This window comes from Ruegeria sp. AI3, from assembly GCF_056541245.1.
Genome location: NZ_JBQFYA010000005.1, coordinates 137,868 through 157,354, shown reverse-complemented (window position 1 = coordinate 157,354; position 19,487 = coordinate 137,868). Strand labels below are relative to the sequence as shown.

The window sequence follows — 19,487 nt, the reverse complement described above, 5'->3', positions numbered from 1 at the left end:
GGATACGGCTGACCACCCAGCATCGCATTGGTCATGGGAAATCTGCTCTGAAAATACCCTCTCTGTTTTTCAGACCTAGCCCCTCAAATCAACGATCGCGGGTGATCACGCGCCAATCACGCAGCTGTTTCATGCAAGGCGGTGCATTTGCCCTCATACTAAGCGCGAAAAAGGATCGGAGGGTGCCATGTCTGTTTCTCGTCGCCAATTTGTTGGAATGGTCGGAGCCAGCGCGCTGTCACCCTCAACAAGCTGGGCGCAGGAAGACCCTGTGCTGGACGCGCTGCACAGCACGTTGCGCGGCGGTCGTACGGATTTCGAAGCCAAGATGGCCTTTCTGGTACAGCGTGGGAACCCGGATGTGGTCCCTGCCCTGTTGACGGCCATGCGCTTCACCGACCGGCGGCGGGACGATATCGTCGAGGTGATGGAGACACTGACCGGCGAGCAACGCGGCACCGACTGGTTCGACTGGATGCTGTGGCAAGAGCAGAACCCTCAGATCGTCCCCCACCCCTCGTTGATCCCGTTCAAACGCGAGGTCCTGCTGCGGATAGACGACAATTTCGACCTGTTCCTGCGTCCCGAATACCTGCAGCGCGAGCGGATGAAGATCCGGCTGGAGGAGATCACCTGGGGCGGCGTGCGCAAGGATGGCATCCCTTCGCTGGACAATCCGACGCTGATCTCGGCCTCGGACGCCGACTATCTGAAAGAGGATGATCTGGTCTTTGGGGTCTCGATCAACGGTGACGTGCGCGCTTACCCGCTGCGTATCATGGGCTGGCACGAGATGTTCAACGAGGTGATCGGCGGCGTGCCGGTGGCGCTGGCCTATTGCACCCTCTGCGGGTCCGGCATTCTGTTTGAGACGCAAGTGCCGGGGCGGCGGAAACCGTTTGTCTTCGGTTCCTCGGGGTTCCTGTATCGCTCGAACAAGCTGATGTTCGACCGCGAGACGCATTCGCTGTGGAACCAATATACCGGCAAACCAGTGGTGGGCCCTCTGGTAGATAGCGGGATCGAGCTGAAGCAACGCCCTGTGGTGATCACGACCTGGGACAGCTGGAAGACCTCGCACCCTGACACGCGCGTCCTGTCGCTCAGCACCGGGCATCGTCGCAACTATGGCTCGGGCGTGGTGTATCGCGAGTATTTCGCCTCACCCGAATTAATGTTCCCGGCTTTGGTGGATCAATCCGAGCATCGCCAGAAAGACTACATCTTCACCATCCGCCAGTTCGGCGCCGCGCGGGCCTGGCCGCTGGACGCTTTCGACCGGACCCGTGTGATCAACGACGCGATTGCGGATCGGCCTTTGGTTCTGATCGGCAACTCAGACCGGCGGACAGTGCGCGCCTATGAGCGTGCGGGCCACCGGTTCAAAGCATCAGACGGAGGTCTGGTCGACGAGAGCGGTCGCAAATGGACCTTGTCCGAAGAGATGCTGATCGGGCCAGATGGCACGCAATTACCGCGCGTGGCCGGGCATATTTCGTACTGGTTCGCGTGGGACAACTATCTGGGCGACGCGGCCAGCGTGTATAACGGCTAGGAGTGTTCCTCGGCTGCTGTCGCAGCCAGCGCCCGGTTGTAGGCCTTTAGAACGTCGATGTGATAGAGCGCGCCAACCGGCGTCTCTGTCCCGTTTTCGTCCATGACGATCACCGGAATACAGGGAATATCATCGCGGTCAAAATAGGGCATCGCCGCCTCGAGTGTCGCGCTTGCCTTGACGCAGAGGCCTTTTTCGATCAGTGCCCGCGCTTCCTCCTTGGTGATCGAGCGCGCATCGCCAATCGGTCGCATCACCGCCCCGGCGCGCAGCATCGCCAACAGATAGGCCTGTGGTCCCGCCGCCAGATGCACATTACGACGTTCCAGCTGGGTCAGGAAGAACGACCGGTCCACAAGGCGTGAGGCCAAAGCCGTGGACATCGACACTGATACCATCACCGCTAGACCGATCTGCCAGTCTCCGGTCAATTCGAACACAATCAAAGTGGTCGAGATCGGAGCGCCCAGAACCGCAGCGGCCACGGCCCCCATACCAGCAAAAGCGTAAAGGGTATGTGTGCCCGATACATCCGGCAGCAATCCAGTGGCGATCAGCCCAAAGGCCAGTCCGGTCAACGCTCCGATCATCAGAGAAGGCGAAAACACCCCTCCGCCCATGCGCCCGCCCATGGTTATAGCCACAGCCACTGTCTTGAGGACCGCGAAGAGGATCGCCGTGGTCAGCACCAGATCACCGGTCAGGGCACGGATCGTCGTTTCATACCCAACGCCAATAATGTGCGGGAACCAGATCGCGAGAAGGCCCAGCATCGCGCCCGAAACCGCAGGGCGCAGCCATCCGGGCAGGGAAAGTCGGGCTTGAACATGATTGCCGAAATCCTCGGCGAAAAAGATCGAACGCATCAGAAGCAAGGATACCAACCCGCAGATCAGCCCAAGGATTAGGAAAGCGGGCAGTTCGACGTAGAATTGCAATGAACCGGGTGTATCCAGCGTGAACTCGGTGACGTCGCCATATTCCAGCCGGTTGATCACCGTCCCCGCGACCGAGGCAATGACGATGGGTGCAAAGGCGTGGACCGCGAAATGGCGTAAAACGACCTCAAGCGCGAATAGTGCTCCTGCAATGGGGGCATTAAAGCTGGCCGAAACCGCAGCCGCTACAGCGCAGCCCAACAGGTCGCGCCCGGTGATTCCGTCGGCATGGATGCGGTCGCTGACCCAGGTCGAGATGACCCCGGCCATATGCACCACAGGCCCTTCCCGACCCGTGGAGCCGCCTGTGCTGAGTGTAATCAAAGAGGCGAACAACGAAGCGACGCCAGCCTTGGTCTCGACCCGTCCATCGCTGACCGCCGCCCCTTCGATCACATCCGCGACCGAGCGTACTCGGCCATCATCAGTAAAGCGCGTGAGGATCAGCCCCACGATCACCCCGCCGATGATTGGAATGATCAGCACGATGAACCAAGGCAGCTTCTCAGCGTGGCTGTGCAGCAGCAGGATATCCTCGGTATCGTAAATATAGGCCTGCAAGCCTCGGATCGCTTTGCGGAACCCAAGCGCCATGAACCCTGCCGCAATCCCAATCGCCAGAGCGATAAACCAGAACTGGATTTGGCTCGGCCCTCGGCGACGCATCACCCGCAACGCATCCTTGATCGCGGCAAGAGCCTGATTGAGCTGGTTGCGCAGAACGGTGCGGGTTGATTGGGTCATTGGCTCTCGGGGATCATAACTTAACCCTTAGTAAGCCACGGCGAGGTCTGAGAAAAGTAAGATAGCGACGGTCAGGCCGGCGGATTGCGCCAAAGACGCACTAAGCCTCCAACAAAGCGCGAGCAGCCGCCCGCGCTTCCTCTGTGATCGTATCGCCCGAGACCATGCGGGCAATTTCGTCCACGCGATCTATTTCGGCCAGCGGCACAACGGTTGAAAGCGTTTGGCCATCGGTGACCTGCTTCTGCACACGCCAGTGATGGGCTGCTCGCGCCGCGACCTGAGGGGAATGCGTGACGACCAGAACCTGCCCGCCCTGCGCCAGAGACGCCAGCCTGCGACCCACCGCATCGGCCGTCGCGCCGCCCACACCCCGGTCGATCTCATCAAAAATCATGGTCCGGGCGCTGTCATCGCCGGACAGGCAAACCTTCAATGCCAGCAGAAAACGGCTGAGTTCCCCGCCTGAGGCGATTTTGTTCAGCGGTCCCGATGGTGCGCCTGGATTGGTGGCAACCGTAAAGGCCACCGCGTCGGTGCCCTCGGGTCCGGGATCGGACTCGGTAAGCTCTGTCCGAAACACCGCACGTTCCATTTTAAGCGGCGCAAGCTCGGCCATGACGGCCTGATCCAATTGTCCAGCCGCCGCTTGACGCGCAGCGCTAAGATCTGCCGCAGCCGCATCATAGGTCGCCTGGGCCGCCTCGACCGCGGCACGTTGGTCGGCCAGATCGGCATCGCCCGCATCAAGCTTGCCCAGACGATCACGCAGCGTATCAGCAAACGTGCCCAAATCATCCGGGGCCACATCATGTTTACGGGCCAGTGCTCGGATGGCGAACAAACGCTCCTCGGCGGCTTCCAGTTCGGCGGGGTTGAAGTCCAGCGCCTGAAGGCAGGTGTTCACACCATCCTGCGCCACGCCCAATTCGATCATGGCCCGGCCAAGCGCTGCGATCGGTTCCTCCAATTGTCCGCCTGCAGAGTCCGACACACCCTCGAGCCAGCGTATCGCATCCGACATCGCGCCTTCGGCCCCGTCACCACCCAGCAGATCAAATGCGCGGGCGACATCGTCGCGGATACGCTCTGCCCCTTGCATCATGCGGCGGCGGGCATCGAGATCAGCGTCTTCTCCGGGTTGCGGATCGAGCTTGTCCAACTCGGCCACGGAATGGCGCAGGAATTCCTCTTCAGCGCGCATGGCTGCCAAAGCGGCCTCGGTCTCGGCCAGCGCTTTTCGGCTGCTCGACATCTCCGACCACGCCTGACGGACCTTGGCCAATAGTTCCGAGACCTGAGCGTAGTCATCCAGCAGAACACGGTGCCCACGAGGGTTCAACAATCCCCGGTCATCATGCTGCCCATGCAATTCGATCAGTGTTTCCGACAAAGCGCGGAGGACTTCACCTGAACAGCGGCGATCATTGACCCAAGCGGTTTTTCGGCCCTCTGCCGTGTTGACGCGGCGCAGGATCAATTCTTCACCACCCGGCAAACCGGCCTCAGACAGAACAGCATGGGCGGGATGCCCTTCGGGCAATTCGAACTCGGCTACGACCTCGCCCTGTGCAGCGCCTTGGCGGACCAGCTCAGCCCGTCCACGCCATCCAAGGACGAAGCCCAGCGAGTCCAGAAGGATCGACTTGCCCGCGCCGGTTTCACCGGTCAACGCGTTCAAGCCCGGCTGAAAACTCAGTTCCAGCCGGTCAATGATCAGCATGTCGCGAATATCGAGGGCGCGCAGCATCGGGTCTTTAGCGTCCCAAGCCTGATGACATGGCGATTACAACCACTCACCTTTGATCGTCTGGCGATAGATCGTGCTGAGCCAGTTGTTACCACGGCTCTTCAGATCCAACCCACGCGAGGTCAGCAGCTTGTACCCGTCATCATACCATTCCGAGGATTGGTAGTTGTAGCCCAGGATCGCGCCCGCCGTCTGCGCCTCATCAAACAGGCCGAGGGACAGATACGCCTCGATCAGGCGATAAAGCGCCTCTGCGGTGTGAGAGGTGGTCTGGAAATCCTCGACCACGACACGGAACCGGTTGATGGCCGCGACGTAGTGATCCTGACGTAGGTAATAGCGCCCGATCTCCATCTCCTTGCCCGCCAGATGGTCAAAGGCTAGATCGAATTTCAGCACGGCCGAGGTGGTGTATTCGCTGTCCGGATAAACCTCGATCACGGTGCGCAGCGCTTGCAGGGCCTGAAAAGTCAGCCCCTGATCGCGGCCAACTTCGTCAATCTGGTCATAATAGCTGAGCGCCAGAAGATACTGCGCATAAGCCGCATCTTCGTCGGTTGGGTAAAAATCGATATAGCGCTGTGCCGCAGCACGGCTTTCCTCGTAATTCTTGTCGGCGTGGAACGAAAACGCCTGCATGATCAGCGCGCGTTTGGCCCAATCAGAATATGGATACAGACGCTCAACTTCCGAGAAATACCACGCCGCGTCGTCCGAGCGATTCTGCGACAGCTCATATTCACCGCGCGTATAGATTTGTTCCGGTGTGAACCCTTCAAGGTTCTGATCCCGATCCGCGCCTTTGCTACCGAACAGGCCTCCCCCGTTGCCGCAGGCGCTCAAAACTGCTGCCAGAAGAATCGCACTTGCGAGTCTGACTGCCGCTTTGTTGCCAACCATACCGCTCATCCTTAGTCGTCTTACTCACAGGATCCCAACCGGATCGAGCCTCGGTCTAGCACAGAAAATTCTGGTGCAAAACGCATTATCCACTTCATGGCGGAAATGTCGTCAGAGTTGATCAGATCAGGCGACGGCAGGGATTTCGGCGGCAATCAGGCCCTGACCGGGCAGACGGGCGGCCTGCTCGGGGGTACAAAGGATCGGACGAACCGCGCCAGGTGTCTCGAACAATGTGCGCAGCAGCGTGTTGGTCATGGAATGGCCCGACTTGTCGCCGGTGAAGTGACCCAGAATCGGACCGCCTGCCAGATAGAGATCGCCCAGCGCGTCCAGCATCTTATGGCGCACAGCTTCATCCGCGTGGCGGAAACCGCCCGGTGTAAGAATCTCGGTGCCCTGAACGACCACCGCGTTTTCCAGCGTCCCGCCCAAAGCCAAGCCGTTCTCACGCATGGTTTCGACGTCGATCCGACGGCAGAAGGTGCGGCTATCGCTAAGTTCGCGCACGAAGGACCCGTTGCGCATATCCAGCGTTTTCGTTTGGCTCCCGATGGCCGCATCCTCGAAATCGATGTGGAAGTCGATGATCAGCCCGTCCGCAGGCTTGATCGAGGCACTGGCCCCTTCACGAGACGCCGTCACAGGCTTCAACACTTCGTAGGCCAGAACCGGGCTGGCCTGCCGGCGAACGCCCTTCGCCATAATGCCCCGTACAAAGTCGATCGAGGATCCATCCATAATCGGAACTTCGGGACCATCAATTTCGATCAGGGCGTTGTGGACCCCACACCCGGCAAGCGCCGCCATGATATGTTCAATGGTCGAGACGGAAACACCGGCGTCATTCACCAGACGGGTGCAAAGCGGTGTACGCTCGACCATGTCGTAAACTGCAGGGATCAACGCATTGCCCAGCTCAATATCCGTCCGTTTGAACCAGATCCCGTGACCGGCAGCTGCCGGTTTCAGAACCATGATTGCAGGCTGACCGCCATGCAGTCCAACGCCTTTAAACGTAACCGGAGATTTGAGCGTATGTTGCAAAATGGGCCTCAGAGCGTGGTGTCCAGCCTATGCGGGCTGTGTTGGACACTGAGTTAAGGAAGAGGCCTCTCAGGCTCAACTCACTCTTTGCAACTGAATGAAACATGAATGTGACAGATCGGCAAAACCCTGCTCAGGGCTATTTAAGATCCTGTAAATCATGAAGAAAGGGCCGCCTTTTGGCGACCCTTTACGATGATTTTGTTACCGCGATTAGTTCGCTTGACGGCGCAGGAAGGCCGGAATTTCGATACGATCCTGATCCGGATCAGCCTCTTCCTGCACAGGTACCGTAGCGTCAGCCTGGCGCATTTGCGGCTGATGACGCGGCGGTTGCGCAGGTGTATCTGCCGCGTGGCCGGTCATCCGGTCGATCAGACGATTGAACCCGAATCGGGGGCGCTCTTCGTATTCTGCCTGCGGCTGAGGGGCTGGTTCCTGAGGCCGAGTAGCCGTCAGGCGTTGCGCCGCTGAGGGGACATTCTGAACGGCGGCCTGAAGGCGCTGCAGCGCCTCGGGCGAGGGGGTGCCGGCAGAATGCTGATGTGGCGCGGTATAGGTTTCGGGGGTCTTTTCAACCGGTTCCGGCTGCGGCTCGAATTCGGCCACGCGCGGTTGGTAGGCTGGGGGAGGAAGACCATCATCATCCTGCTCAACCTGCGGCTGGAACTGGCTTGGGGCCGGCTCTTCCGCCGCTTCGAACAACGACGGTTCGCGGTTTTCGGTCTGAACCGGCGCGGCCTCGGCTGCGGCGGGTGCCTCTTCCTGGACTGGCTCTTCAGCTGAAACAGTGCGAGTCAGAGGCTCGGACATCGAGCGGCGCGCGACCGGAACTTCCGAGGTCTTCTCGCTGGCGTCGATACCAGTTGCGACGACCGAAACGCGCATGCCACCTTCCATTGCGGTATCCAGCGTCGAGCCAACGATAATGTTCGCCTCGGGGTCCACTTCCTCACGGATGCGGTTGGCGGCTTCGTCCAGTTCGAACAGCGTCAGGTCGTGCGACCCGGTGATGTTGATCAGCACACCCTTCGCGCCCTTGAGGCTGATTTCGTCCAGCAGCGGGTTGGCGATGGCCTTTTCCGCCGCCTGAATGGCGCGATCTTCGCCAGTGGCTTCGCCTGTGCCCATCATCGCCTTGCCCATCTCGTCCATCACGGCGCGCACGTCCGCGAAGTCGAGGTTGATCAGGCCCGGACGGACCATCAGATCGGTCACACCCTTTACACCCTGATACAGAACGTCGTCCGCCATCGAGAACGCCTCGGTGAAGGTGGTCTTTTCATTGGCCAGACGGAACAGGTTTTGGTTGGGGATGATGATCAGCGTGTCGACAACCTTTTGAAGCGACTCAACGCCGTCTTCGGCCTGACGCATGCGCTTGGCCCCTTCAAACTGGAAGGGTTTGGTAACGACGCCAACGGTCAGAACGCCCAGCTCACGCGCGGCCTGCGCGATGATCGGAGCAGCACCCGTCCCGGTGCCACCGCCCATACCGGCAGTGATGAAGCACATGTGCGCGCCCGCGAGATGGTCGACAATCTGTTCAATGCTTTCTTCTGCGGCAGCGGCGCCAACGGTTGGTCGGGCCCCTGCCCCCAGACCTTCGGTGACTTTCACACCCAGCTGCACCCGCGCCGAGGACTGGCTTTGCTGCAGCGCCTGCGCGTCGGTGTTCGCGACGACGAAATCCACGCCGTCCAGCTGTTTCTCAATCATATTGTTGACTGCGTTACCGCCCGCACCGCCAACGCCAAATACTGTAATCCGAGGCTTCAGTTCGTCGTGCCCGGGCATCGAAAGATTCAATGTCATGCTCTGTCCGCCTGTATTTTTGTTCCGCCAAAGCGGTGTTTTTCTTTACCTATCCATCTTTGATTCTAGCGATGTGATGCGTAAAGGTCACGTCAAAAATCACGCGATTCCACAAAATATGGACGAAATAAGGCAGCAACCGGCGGCATTTCGCATGCTTTGCCAAATATAGCGGAAACAACGCGGATCACTACAAGACACAGAGCATCCGAGCAGTGAACGACCTATGCGTCACGCCTCGAATTCGAACCAAAACTACTGCGGAAAACTGCTCAATGTCCTGCCGCAAGACCTCTGACGGGTCCTGTGGATATCTTGAGGGATAAAGCAGGCCTCCGCAAGGTGTTTTTCAACTGATTGGGGCACTTGGACAATTCAGGCTGTGATTGGTCATGCTGCGCACCTCCTGGATTTCACCATTGCCCAGCTCTGCCAGCCGGACCATCAAACGGCCCTCGTACTCGAACGGCCACCAGCAAACAGGAATGCCGTCTGTATCATCATCATAGAGAAAACAGACCTGCCCATTCGGTGTTGTGATCTGACCGTAGACGCATGCCCCACCTTCAACCCGCCAGACCGAGGTCTTGCGGTTCAGGAATTGCTCGGTTCCCACCAGATCACCGCTGCGGATTTCGTGGAACTGCACCGTTTTGCCCAGCACAGCATCCAGAAACTTCTCAGGTGAGATGACGGACTGCGCCGAAGCGAGGCCGGGCGCAAGCGCCACGCACAAGGCGCGGCGCAGAGTTCTACCAATTGTCACGGAACCACCGAACGGCGCGCTTAAACGGCCGCGCGGCATAGGTGTCGACAGGGACCTCGAAATCCCACCACTCATCCTGCGGATGCGCCGCAAACAGGCTTAGACCAACGGCCGAGGAAAAGCCCGGACCAGTCGCGGATTGCGGCAGGCCGTGAACGCGCAGCGGGCGGCCCAAACGGACGCGCTGGCCAAGTATACGGGTCGCGAGGCCGTCCAGCCCCATGATCTGACTGCCTCCACCGGTCAGCACGATCTGCTGGCTGGGCATATGCTCGAACCCGGCGGCATCCAGACGGACGCGAACCTCTTCCAGAATCTCTTCGACCCGAGGGCGCATGATCCCGATCAGCTCGGCCCGGCTGACGGTGCGGCGATCATGTTCCCAATCGCCGGTATCGCCGCCGATATCGATCAGGTCGCGATCGTCGGCTCCGGTCGCGTGGACACCGCCATTGAAGGTCTTGATCCGCTCGGCCACGGCGGTTGGCACACCCAGACCCATCGAGATATCCTGCGTGACGTGATCACCACCCATGCGCACGCAATCAGCGTAGATCATGTGTTTCTTCATGAAGATCGACACGCTGGTCGTACCGCCGCCCATGTCGATACAGGCCGCGCCCAGCTCCTGCTCATCCTCGACCAGCGCCGAGATACCCGACACATAGGCCGAGTTCGCAATCCCTGCGAGCTCCAGATCGCACCGCTTGATGCAGCGGACGATGTTCTGGATCGAAATCGCGTCGACGGTCAGCATATGCATGTCGACGGCCAGAGATTGTCCCATTTGCCCGCGCGGGTCGATCAGCCCCGATCGGTTGTCCAATGCGAAATTCACCGGTTGGGCATGCAGAACCTCGCGCCCTGCCCCGTAATCCGGGACGTCGCAGGCGTTCAGAACACGGCCGACCTCGGCCTCGGTCACAAGCTGGCCTTCCAGATCGACCTGCGCATCCAAACCGTAGGAACGTGGGTTCGCACCCGAGAAACAAGCGATCACATGATCGACTCGGATATCGGCCATCTTCTGCGCGGCTTGCAGGGCGGTGCGGATCGCACGCTCGGTTTCCTGCATGGCCGTGACTTCGCCGAACTGCACCCCGCGCGAGCGGGTGGTCGCCGCGCCAATGACCCGGAACCCGGTCTGCCCGGCCATCGAGCCGATGGTGTTATCCTCACTCAGCCGCCCGGTGCCATCAAACCGCAGCACGAGGCACGAGATTTTCGAGCTACCCACATCCAGAATGGCGATAACGCCCCGCTGCATCGCTTGTCTGCGCATTTGCCGCATGGCGCGTTGGGACTGATAGAGATCGGTCATCATGGTCGTTACTGCCCGTTACCCACTGTCACTTTTGTATTCCACCAGTCTTCGCTGGCGGCTTTGGTCATTCTGATAGTTGGCCGCTGTCCGAGGCGCATATCCACCACGGACACGTCTCGCTCCAACAGATCCTGCACTTCGTTCACGGCCAGCACCCGTTCGAGCGCGCGCACTGGCCGGTCCGTCGGCAGCATGATGCGCTGGCCGCGATCCAGCACCAGATCCCAGCGCCGCTCACCAATGCGCACAAGGCCCCGAACACGGCTGCCAAGGCTGCGTGAGGTGCGGAAAATCTCAAGCGCTTCAGCGACATGCTCATCCGCGCCCTTGCCCGCGATCAAAGGCAGATCGATGTGATCCTTGCGCGACGCGATCAGGTCCACATGAACGCCGGTCTCATCCAAAAGCTCGATAGACTCTCGGGTGCGCCACACGATGACAGGCTGACGCTCGACAACGTCCACCTGCAGGATGCCACCGGGCCGAATGCGCACGGTGGCCGATTTCACCGGGTCCAGGCCGATAATCGTGTCGCGCATCTGTTCGACATCCAGATCCCAAGAGCTGATCGGGAAATCCAGAGGCACCACCTCGCGAATGTCATCCGACAAGCCGGAGCCCGCGCCATCAATGGCCATCAGATTGACCATGAACTCAGGACGTTCCTGAATCGAGGTCCGGATGTCGGCGATATAGGTATTGAGCGCCTCGCGCCGTTCCTCGGACGCAAAGTAGAGCCCGACGGCCGCCGCAACAACGCAGACAGGCAGACCCAGCTTGACGCCCATGCGGATGCCCGGTGTCAGCATCCAGCGCTGGAACCGGTAGCTGAGGCGCGAGGGGGCCGGGTCAGACCGGCGCGCGGTGCGTTTGAACAGCTTCACCCCGCCCAAACGCAGAACAGGCTGCGTATAATGGGATTCGGTATCGGCGGCTTCGAAATCGGCATCCGGCCCGGCCAGAGGTTTGGCCCGATGGATCACCGGCGCGCGGGAGGCTCTTAGCGGTCGCATGAAGCGTCCTCCACCATCCAGGCACAGAGCTGTCCGAAACTCATCCCGCAATGTTCTGCCTGTTCCGGCACCAGAGAGGTTGGCGTCATACCGGGCTGGGTGTTCGTTTCCAGAAGGAACAACCCATCCGCGCCCATAGTGTCGTCCCAACGGTAGTCGGTACGGGTCACGCCGCGGCAGCCCAAAGCGTTGTGCGCTTTCAAAGCGTAGCCCATGCAGCGGTCAAAGATATCCTGCGGGACGTCAGCGGGCAGCACATGCCACGAGCCGCCGGGCTTGTATTTGGCATCGTAGTCGTACCAACCACCATCCGTCATGATCTCAGTCACGGTCAGGGCGCGATCACCCATCACGGTCACCGTCAACTCACGTCCCGCAACGTATTTTTCGACCATGATGTGATCGGGCATATCCTCCGACAACTGCGGAGGACCGTTCGACCCTTCGTGGACGATGTAGATGCCGACGCTCGACCCTTCGTTGTTGGGCTTGGCGACGTAAGGCGGCTCCATCACATGAACCTCAACCACCTCGACCTTGGGCACGATCACGCTGGGAACAATGGGCAGTCCTTCGGCCTGATAGACCTCTTTGCTGCGCTGCTTGTCCATTGCAAGCGCCGAGGCCAAAACACCCGAATGGGTGTAGGGAATGCGCATCCACTCAAGCAGGCCCTGCACACAGCCATCCTCGCCCCAGCGGCCATGCAGAGCGTTGAAGACCACATCCGGTTTGATGTTCAAAAGGCGCGCGTAGAGGTCGGGACCTGCATCCAGCTCAACCACTTCAAAGCCTTCTCCCACAAGGGCGGCTGCGCATTCGCGCCCAGAGCTGAGAGACACCTCGCGTTCCGCCGAGGGGCCACCCATCAATACCGCCACTTTGGGGTTTGTCTTGCTCGACATACCCAACGTGCGCCTCAATGTCCCCGGACCTTATGTGGTGGTCCGTACTGTGTTTATGCCTTTGATCCGTCGCCGTTAATTGCCTGTTATGGTCTGACGGTTGGGGCTTTATTCTTCCAGCGGATCACCGACCCGCATGATTTCCCACTCTAGCGTGATGCCGCTTGTTTCGTAAACCTTTTTTCGCACCTCTTCACCCAGACCTTCTAGGTCTGCGGCGGTGGCATCGCCCGTGTTGATCAGGAAATTCGAGTGCTTGGGGCTCATCTGCGCGCCACCTTTCGTGGCCCCACGCATGCCCGCGTCGTCGATCACCTTCCATGCCTTCAGGTCATGCACATCATCCGCCTTCCCCGTCGAGGAGAACCCAGCCGGATTGCGAAAGGTCGAACCGGCGCTGCGGTCTTTGGTGGGCTGGGTTTCGTCGCGCTTTTGCAACTGCGCCGCCATTCGGGCACGAAGCGCGTCGGGGTCACCTTTGGGACCTTCGAAACTTGCCGAGATCAGCACCGCGCCATCAGGCAGATCGGATTGACGGTAGCGAAAGTTCAGGTCCTCGGGGTCAAGGTCCATCACCTCACCTTGCCGTGTGACGATAGTGGCCTTTTTCAGAACATCCGCCGTGTAGCTACCATAACACCCTGCGTTCATGCGCACGGCCCCACCGATTGACCCCGGAATCGTGCGCAAAAAGGTCAGATCCACACCAGCATCCGCCGCTCTACGTGCCACATGCGCATCCAACGCTGCAGCACCTGCGGTGACAGTAGTGCCCTCGATCTCAATCCCGTTGAAGCCCCGGCCCAGCCGGATCACCACTGCGCGCAAACCGCCATCGCGCACAATGAGGTTCGAGCCGACTCCCATCGGAAAGATCACGACATCATCGGGAAGTTCGCGCAAAAAGCCCTGCAGATCTTCAACATCCGCAGGTTGGAACAAATAGTCTGCCGGACCGCCGACACGCAGCCATGTCAGGTCGCTGAGGCTTCGGTTTTCGGACAGTTTGCCTCGAGGCACAGGAAGAACAGTCATAGCTGCTAACTCGCGGATTCAGAGGGAGTTGGCAACCTGTATCCGCAGCGAAACGGTCAAATCCGCCTACGCAGCCACCGCCCCAGATAGATCACCGGCCAGCGCAAGATCGACATACCCATCACGAGGACTATCAGCCCTATCCACGGGCCGTTCTCATAGGTGACATATCCAAGCAGAGGGATCCCGACTGCGATCAGGATGTAGGCGCGGGTCCAGTGGTTGTCCTTGCTGGGGATCATCGCCAGAAGGTTCGCAACAAGGCCCCAAAGGGCCGCGAGGGCAAGAGAGAAGGTCATTCCATCACCTCTCCGCGCACCCATTTGCGCCAGTAATAGCGGATCGGGTTGCGGAACATCGAGACGAAACCTCCGAAGGCGAGAGCCGACCAGACCCATCCATGGTCATAACCCAGCCAGAGGATCATCACCGGCGCGCAGAGCAACAGGACAATCCCCGGAGGGAATTGCAGCCGCATCGGCAACAAGGCCACGATGGTGGCGCTGATCACCCAAAGGGCGGCAAATATGGTCGAATAGTCCATTGTCCCCTCCTGGGACGCGGTCTTGGCAATAGGTCACACACCCTCAGGTTGTGCAGCAAATAAGATCAGCCGTCAAACAGCCTGTTTTCGTTGCAACCGCTCAGGCAACCCGTTCGCCCATGCACTGATTGTCCCGGCGCCGAGACACACGACCATGTCGCCCGGGCGGGCTTGTTCGCGGACCAGACGCTCCAGATCGTTTTCGTCCAGCAAGGCCCGCGCATGGCGGTGGCCGTGACGGATGAGGCCCTGCACCAGATCATCGCGCGAGGCGCCCTCGATCGGGTCTTCTCCGGCGGCGAAGATATCGGCGATGGCGACCACGTCAGCGTCGTTGAAGCAGGTGCAGAAATCGTCGAACAGGTTGGACAGACGCGAATAGCGGTGCGGTTGGTGAACGGCGATCACGCGGCCCTCGGTCGCTTGGCGAGCGGCTTTCAGGACGGCGGCGATTTCGACCGGGTGGTGGCCGTAATCGTCGATGATGGTGACACCGTCGACCTCTCCGACCTTGGTGAAGCGGCGGTTGACGCCACCAAAGTTGGCCAGCGCCTCGCGGATTTCAGTGGTCTTCATGCCCAGATGGCGCGCCACAGCGACAGCCGACAACGCGTTCGAAACATTGTGGTCACCCGGCATCGGCAGGGTGCAACCTTCGATCACCTTGTCCTCATATTGCAGGTGGATATCGAAATGCGCGACGCCGGCTTTGTAGGTCAGGTTCTCAGCCCGCACATCGGCCTGCGCATTGAAGCCATAGGTACGAACGCGGCGGTCAGTAATGCGCCCAACCAGCGCCTGCACTTCGGCATGATCCGTGCAGCACACCGCCAAACCGTAGAAGGGCAGGTTCGATACGAACTCATAGAACCCGTCGCGCAGCGTATCGAAATCACCCCAATGCTCCATATGCTCGGGGTCGATATTGGTGACGATGGCGATGGTTGCGGGCAGGCGGTTGAACGAGCCGTCGGATTCGTCGGCCTCGACCACCATCCATTCGCCCTGCCCCATCCGCGCGTTCGAACCATAGGCGTGGATGATACCGCCATTGATGACGGTAGGATCGAAGTCTCCGGCCACCATCAGTTCGGCCATCATCGTGGTCGTGGTGGTTTTGCCATGCGTCCCGGCGATGGCAATGTTCGAGCGCAGGCGCATCAATTCGGCCAGCATATCAGCGCGGCGAACGACCGGCAGTCCTTGGGCGCGCGCCTCGTCCAGTTCCGGGTTGCCCGGTTTGATCGCGGTCGAGGTGACGACCACGGCGGCGTTCTGCAGGTTTTCGGCCTTCTGCCCCACAAAAATCTCGGCCCCCAGAGACGCCAACCGATCCGTGATTTTCGAGGCTTTCAGGTCCGACCCCTGCACCCTGTAGCCAAGGTTCAGCAACACCTCGGCGATCCCCGACATCCCGATCCCGCCAATCCCAACGAAATGGATCGGTCCTACGTCCTGCGGCAGTTTGGTTGCGGGGTTCATGTGGTCTCCTTCTGCGCCAGTTGCTCGACAAGGGCGACCAGCCGCTCGGTGGCGTCGGGGGCTCCTGTCGAGAGGGCGGCATGGGCCATTTTCTGTGCGGCTTCGGGGTTGGTCAAAACCGTGGTCATTTGCTCGGTCAATGAGGGAACGTCAAGCGCCTTTTCGGGGATCATGATCGCCCCACCCGCCTGCACCAGCCCTCGGGCGTTGGCGGTTTGGTGATCCCCTGCGGCGGCGGCAAATGGGATCAGGATTGAGGGGCGGCCGATGACCGAGATATCGGCCACGCTCGACGCGCCCGAACGGCTGATGACCAGTTGCGCATCCGACATGCGGCGCGGAACGTCATCAAAGAACGGCTGCACATCCGCGCGAATGCCGTGATCGGCGTAGAAGGCCGTGACCCTCTCACCATCCTCGTCGCGGGCCTGATGCGAGACGCGGATGAACCCGCGTAGAAATTCCGGCAAAGCCGCGATCGCTTCGGGCACCACATCGCTGAGGATACGCGCACCCTGACTGCCACCCATCACCAGCACCGACATCGGATATTCGCCGGGCGGAATGTAGGGCGCACCGGCCCGCTCCAGCACCGAGGCGCGGACCGGGTTACCGGTGTGAATGCCGCTGGACCCTTCGGGCAGATCGGTCGGCCAAACACCGCAGGCCACTTGGGCCACGCGTGTGGCGAAGAGCTGGTTCACACGCCCCAAAACGCCGTTCTGTTCGTGGATCATACGCGGCAGTTTCAGCAGCGTTGCCGCGCCCAGCGCCGGGATCGACGGGTAGCCGCCAAAGCCCACAACCACGTCCGGACGGTCGCGCAACATCTGCATCGCCATGCTGGTCACACCGCCTACAATCTTCGGCCCCACCAACGCCTTTGCGGCCAGACCGCCGCGTGCGAATGTGGCCGAGGACGCCTCGACAATCTCGGTCGTGTGCGGGAAGCCCCCGGTATAGCGAGCGCCACGCGGGTCGGTCGACAGACGCACGCGCCAGCCTTTTTGCAACATCGCCTCGGCCAGAGCCTGCGCCGGGAACATGTGGCCCCCGGTGCCGCCAGCCGCGATCAACAGGTAAGGTTTGCCCATCAGCATCGTCCGCGCAGAATATCACCAAGCTCACCCTGTGGGCGCGAGCGTGTGAAGGCCAGCAACATACCGACTGCAATACCACCTGCGATCAGGGATGAGCCGCCATAGCTGACAAAGGGCAGCGTCATGCCCTTTGCGGGCAACAGGCGCACGGCCACACCCATATTGATCATCGCCTGTACGCCAAACATGCAGGCCAACCCCGTCCCAGCCAGACGTATGAACATATCCCGCTCACGCATCAGGCGCATCAGCGAGCGCACAACGATGATCGAATAAAGCGCGATGATGATCAGCACCAGGATCAGCCCATATTCCTCGGCCGCTACGGCGATGATGAAATCCGTATGCGCATCAGGCAGAGACCATTTGACCTGCCCCTCTCCCACGCCAACGCCGAACAAACCGCCCTCACGGATGGCATTGGTGGCGTAGCCGAGCTGAGTGGTCGGATCGACCTCCTGGTTCAGAAATCCGTCGATGCGGCGCGCAAAGTGGTCCGAGTTGGAATAGGCGAACATCCCGCCTAGCACGACCACTCCGGCCATGCCAACCAGCAGAAGCATCGGCGCTCCGGCCACGAAATACATCACGCCCCAGCCGAACAGGATCAGGCAGGCTTGCCCGAAGTCAGGCTGCATCACCAGCATGCCGACAATCGCCATACACAGCGCAAAGGACCACAACCGCCCCGGAGGGCCATTGATCTCTTGCGAAGCCGCCAGCAGCCACGCCGCAACGACCACAAATCCAGGCTTTAGAAACTCGGACGGTTGCAACGAGGCGAACCCCAGCGAGTACCAGCGCACGGCCCCTTTTCCGAAATCCGTCCCGAAGACCGGCAGGAACGCCAGCGCCACGAAGGCCCCTAGAAAGCCCAGCACCGCCAGACGACGCACCAGTGTCGGCGACATCATCGAGGTCAGCAGCATCGCGATCAGCGCCAATCCGCCGAAAAGAGCCTGTCGCTCGACATAGTGGAAGGGATCAAACCCGTTACGCCCGGCCAGAGGCGGCGATGAGGCCAGCCCAAGCAACAATCCGATGACAAAGAGAATCAGAACGCAGGACATCGTCCAGCGATCAATCGTCCGCCACCACTTCGGTAGAATCGGTTCCCCGCGCCGGTCCTGGACCGCGCCATACACCATCTCAGTCATGAGATACCGCCACTTACTGCCTCACTCGCGTCCCGTTTTCGGGATCTGTTTGAGAGTCTACAGCGAAATTGGCGTTTGGGCTAGGGAAATGAGCCGTGCAAACGAAAAACCGCGCCTTAACGAGATGTCATCCGCCCCTGCTAGCCTTAGCCTTTCCTTGAACCACTGGCTTACCGTTTTTCACGTGACGCTGCACCAGATTGCGCATTTGCCTCCCCCTCCTCGGGACCAGTCGCGCGGGTTCCGGCTTGTGGGTGTCTAAAAACAACTGCGGAAAAATTTGCCGCAATTCTTTGACCGCATCCTTTCCAATCGCCCTAAGCGCTTCGGGCCCCGTGAACAGGCTTTCCGTCGGCGCGCCCTCGGCAAAGATGACCTCGTGGTGGTCAAGGAGAAGGTGGATATACGTAACCGTCGCGCCTCCCGTCTGCACTGAAACGCCAGGCAGATCGAGCAGTTTGCAGGCCGGGACAAAGACCTCATCTTTGGCGAACATGCGCTCAGCAATGGCTGACTTGACCAGCATGCGGTGTTGTGGCGAGACACACAGATCACGCGCAGGAACGCCCTGTCCCAAAGCACCCTGCGCGATATGGATTGGCCTTAGCTTGGGTTTCAGCGTCAGATCTATTTTGTCGAGGTCCTGCGTGCCGATCCAACGGATCGGTTGAGCACCATTATCCTGAGTGAGAACCAAATCACCTGGGTTCAGATCGTCAATCAATCGTGGGCCATCAGGTGTTTCGATCAACGTGCCCGAAACGAAACACGGCACAACCGTATCAACATCAATATCGGGGCCGTTGTCGATAACCCCGTTGACGGTCAGAGGCGTGTTCAGCGGTGGAACAGAGCCATCAAGAAACCCAATGAAGAACCCGGATTCCGCGTTGATAACGTTCGAGTTTCCATTGCCGTCGATGTCGTAGTCGAAGATACCGATCTGGTACGTATTGGTGCCGTCAGTGACTTCGATAGTGAAGTCCCAGAAGATCACATTGCCATCGAAGGTCTGCGTTGGATCGTTTGGAAACTCGTTGTTCTGGTCATCACCATCGATGATTGTAGCGTCGGCCCCATCCTCGATAGTGATCTGGCTGTAGGCCGAAATCTCGAAGACAACGCCTGTTGGATCGAAGGTAACGTCATTCGCAGACAGATCTGTATCGGTTCGGAACGCACCGAAAACATTGGTCGGCATAGTGAATACACTCCGCAAAACGGGAAACAGCTCGGAACTTGGCACTTTTTTATCGTCACTCAGGCAAAGGTAACAGGTGGTAGGCCTCACAACGGTTCAAAATACATTAATCTGTTGCTGTTCAGGCGCTCTCGGCTGCGGAAACTGTGCCTTTCGCCTGATAGAAGCTGGCCTTTGGACACGCTCTGTTTTTGAGCGGGTGTCTTACCAG

17 protein-coding genes are annotated in these 19,487 nt (G+C 59.8%); 1 reads left to right on the top strand and 16 read right to left on the bottom strand.

Annotated elements, in window-relative coordinates:
- Positions 1 to 187 precede the first annotated feature (187 nt).
- The gene (locus ACRZ95_RS10100) at positions 188 to 1,555 is read left to right on the top strand and encodes a DUF3179 domain-containing protein (RefSeq protein ID WP_170678451.1); all 1,368 of its coding nucleotides are present in this window, start codon (positions 188 to 190) and stop codon (positions 1,553 to 1,555) included.
- On the opposite strand, the gene ACRZ95_RS10095 is transcribed toward ACRZ95_RS10100, so the two are convergent.
- From ACRZ95_RS10095 to ACRZ95_RS10020, 16 genes are all read right to left on the bottom strand, one after another.
- Positions 1,552 to 3,237, bottom strand: coding sequence for a chloride channel protein (locus tag ACRZ95_RS10095; protein WP_170678449.1), 1,686 nt, complete (start codon positions 3,235 to 3,237; stop codon positions 1,552 to 1,554). The genes ACRZ95_RS10100 and ACRZ95_RS10095 overlap by 4 nt on opposite strands.
- 100 nt (positions 3,238 to 3,337) lie before the next feature.
- A complete protein-coding gene (gene recN / locus ACRZ95_RS10090; protein ID WP_170678447.1) occupies positions 3,338 to 4,987 on the bottom strand; it encodes a DNA repair protein RecN in 1,650 nt (549 codons plus the stop codon).
- A 36-nt stretch (positions 4,988 to 5,023) separates the two neighbouring features.
- Positions 5,024 to 5,887 carry an outer membrane protein assembly factor BamD gene (locus ACRZ95_RS10085; protein WP_170375015.1) on the bottom strand — a complete coding sequence of 288 codons (864 nt, stop codon included), beginning with the start codon at positions 5,885 to 5,887 and terminating at the stop codon, positions 5,024 to 5,026.
- Positions 5,888 to 6,013: 126 nt separating this feature from the next.
- Positions 6,014 to 6,934: a UDP-3-O-acyl-N-acetylglucosamine deacetylase gene (lpxC, locus tag ACRZ95_RS10080; RefSeq protein WP_170678445.1), complete on the bottom strand. Its 921-nt coding sequence runs from the start codon at positions 6,932 to 6,934 to the stop codon at positions 6,014 to 6,016.
- Between the two features lie 213 nt (positions 6,935 to 7,147).
- Entirely contained in the window at positions 7,148 to 8,749 is a 1,602-nt protein-coding gene (gene ftsZ, locus ACRZ95_RS10075) for a cell division protein FtsZ (protein WP_170678443.1), read from the bottom strand.
- A gap of 349 nt (positions 8,750 to 9,098) precedes the next feature.
- Positions 9,099 to 9,515 carry a hypothetical protein gene (locus ACRZ95_RS10070; RefSeq protein ID WP_170678441.1) on the bottom strand — a complete coding sequence of 139 codons (417 nt, stop codon included), beginning with the start codon at positions 9,513 to 9,515 and terminating at the stop codon, positions 9,099 to 9,101.
- Entirely contained in the window at positions 9,502 to 10,836 is a 1,335-nt protein-coding gene (ftsA, locus tag ACRZ95_RS10065) for a cell division protein FtsA (RefSeq protein WP_170678608.1), read from the bottom strand. Before ftsA ends, ACRZ95_RS10070 begins: the two co-directional genes overlap by 14 nt.
- Positions 10,837 to 10,844: 8 nt before the next feature.
- Positions 10,845 to 11,852, bottom strand: a complete 1,008-nt coding sequence (locus tag ACRZ95_RS10060) for a cell division protein FtsQ/DivIB (protein ID WP_170678439.1) — start codon at positions 11,850 to 11,852, stop codon at positions 10,845 to 10,847.
- Positions 11,840 to 12,757 carry a D-alanine--D-alanine ligase gene (locus tag ACRZ95_RS10055; protein ID WP_170678437.1) on the bottom strand — a complete coding sequence of 306 codons (918 nt, stop codon included), beginning with the start codon at positions 12,755 to 12,757 and terminating at the stop codon, positions 11,840 to 11,842. Before ACRZ95_RS10055 ends, ACRZ95_RS10060 begins: the two co-directional genes overlap by 13 nt.
- 108 nt (positions 12,758 to 12,865) lie before the next feature.
- The gene (gene murB / locus ACRZ95_RS10050; RefSeq protein WP_170678435.1) at positions 12,866 to 13,792 is read right to left on the bottom strand and encodes a UDP-N-acetylmuramate dehydrogenase; all 927 of its coding nucleotides are present in this window, start codon (positions 13,790 to 13,792) and stop codon (positions 12,866 to 12,868) included.
- Between the two features lie 56 nt (positions 13,793 to 13,848).
- Complete coding sequence (locus ACRZ95_RS10045; RefSeq protein ID WP_170374999.1) at positions 13,849 to 14,091, bottom strand: DUF2484 family protein; 243 nt, start codon at positions 14,089 to 14,091, stop codon at positions 13,849 to 13,851.
- Positions 14,088 to 14,336: a DUF2484 family protein gene (locus ACRZ95_RS10040; protein ID WP_170678433.1), complete on the bottom strand. Its 249-nt coding sequence runs from the start codon at positions 14,334 to 14,336 to the stop codon at positions 14,088 to 14,090. Before ACRZ95_RS10040 ends, ACRZ95_RS10045 begins: the two co-directional genes overlap by 4 nt.
- Positions 14,337 to 14,408: 72 nt before the next feature.
- On the bottom strand, positions 14,409 to 15,818 hold the full coding sequence (gene murC, locus ACRZ95_RS10035) for a UDP-N-acetylmuramate--L-alanine ligase (RefSeq protein ID WP_170678431.1): 1,410 nt from the start codon (positions 15,816 to 15,818) through the stop codon (positions 14,409 to 14,411).
- Complete coding sequence (locus tag ACRZ95_RS10030) at positions 15,815 to 16,912, bottom strand: UDP-N-acetylglucosamine--N-acetylmuramyl-(pentapeptide) pyrophosphoryl-undecaprenol N-acetylglucosamine transferase (protein WP_170527133.1); 1,098 nt, start codon at positions 16,910 to 16,912, stop codon at positions 15,815 to 15,817. The genes murC and ACRZ95_RS10030 overlap by 4 nt, the downstream gene beginning before the upstream one ends.
- Entirely contained in the window at positions 16,912 to 18,075 is a 1,164-nt protein-coding gene (gene ftsW, locus ACRZ95_RS10025; protein WP_170678429.1) for a putative lipid II flippase FtsW, read from the bottom strand. The genes ACRZ95_RS10030 and ftsW overlap by 1 nt, the downstream gene beginning before the upstream one ends.
- 127 nt (positions 18,076 to 18,202) lie before the next feature.
- Positions 18,203 to 19,276 carry a Hint domain-containing protein gene (locus ACRZ95_RS10020; protein ID WP_170678427.1) on the bottom strand — a complete coding sequence of 358 codons (1,074 nt, stop codon included), beginning with the start codon at positions 19,274 to 19,276 and terminating at the stop codon, positions 18,203 to 18,205.
- Positions 19,277 to 19,487 lie beyond the last annotated feature (211 nt).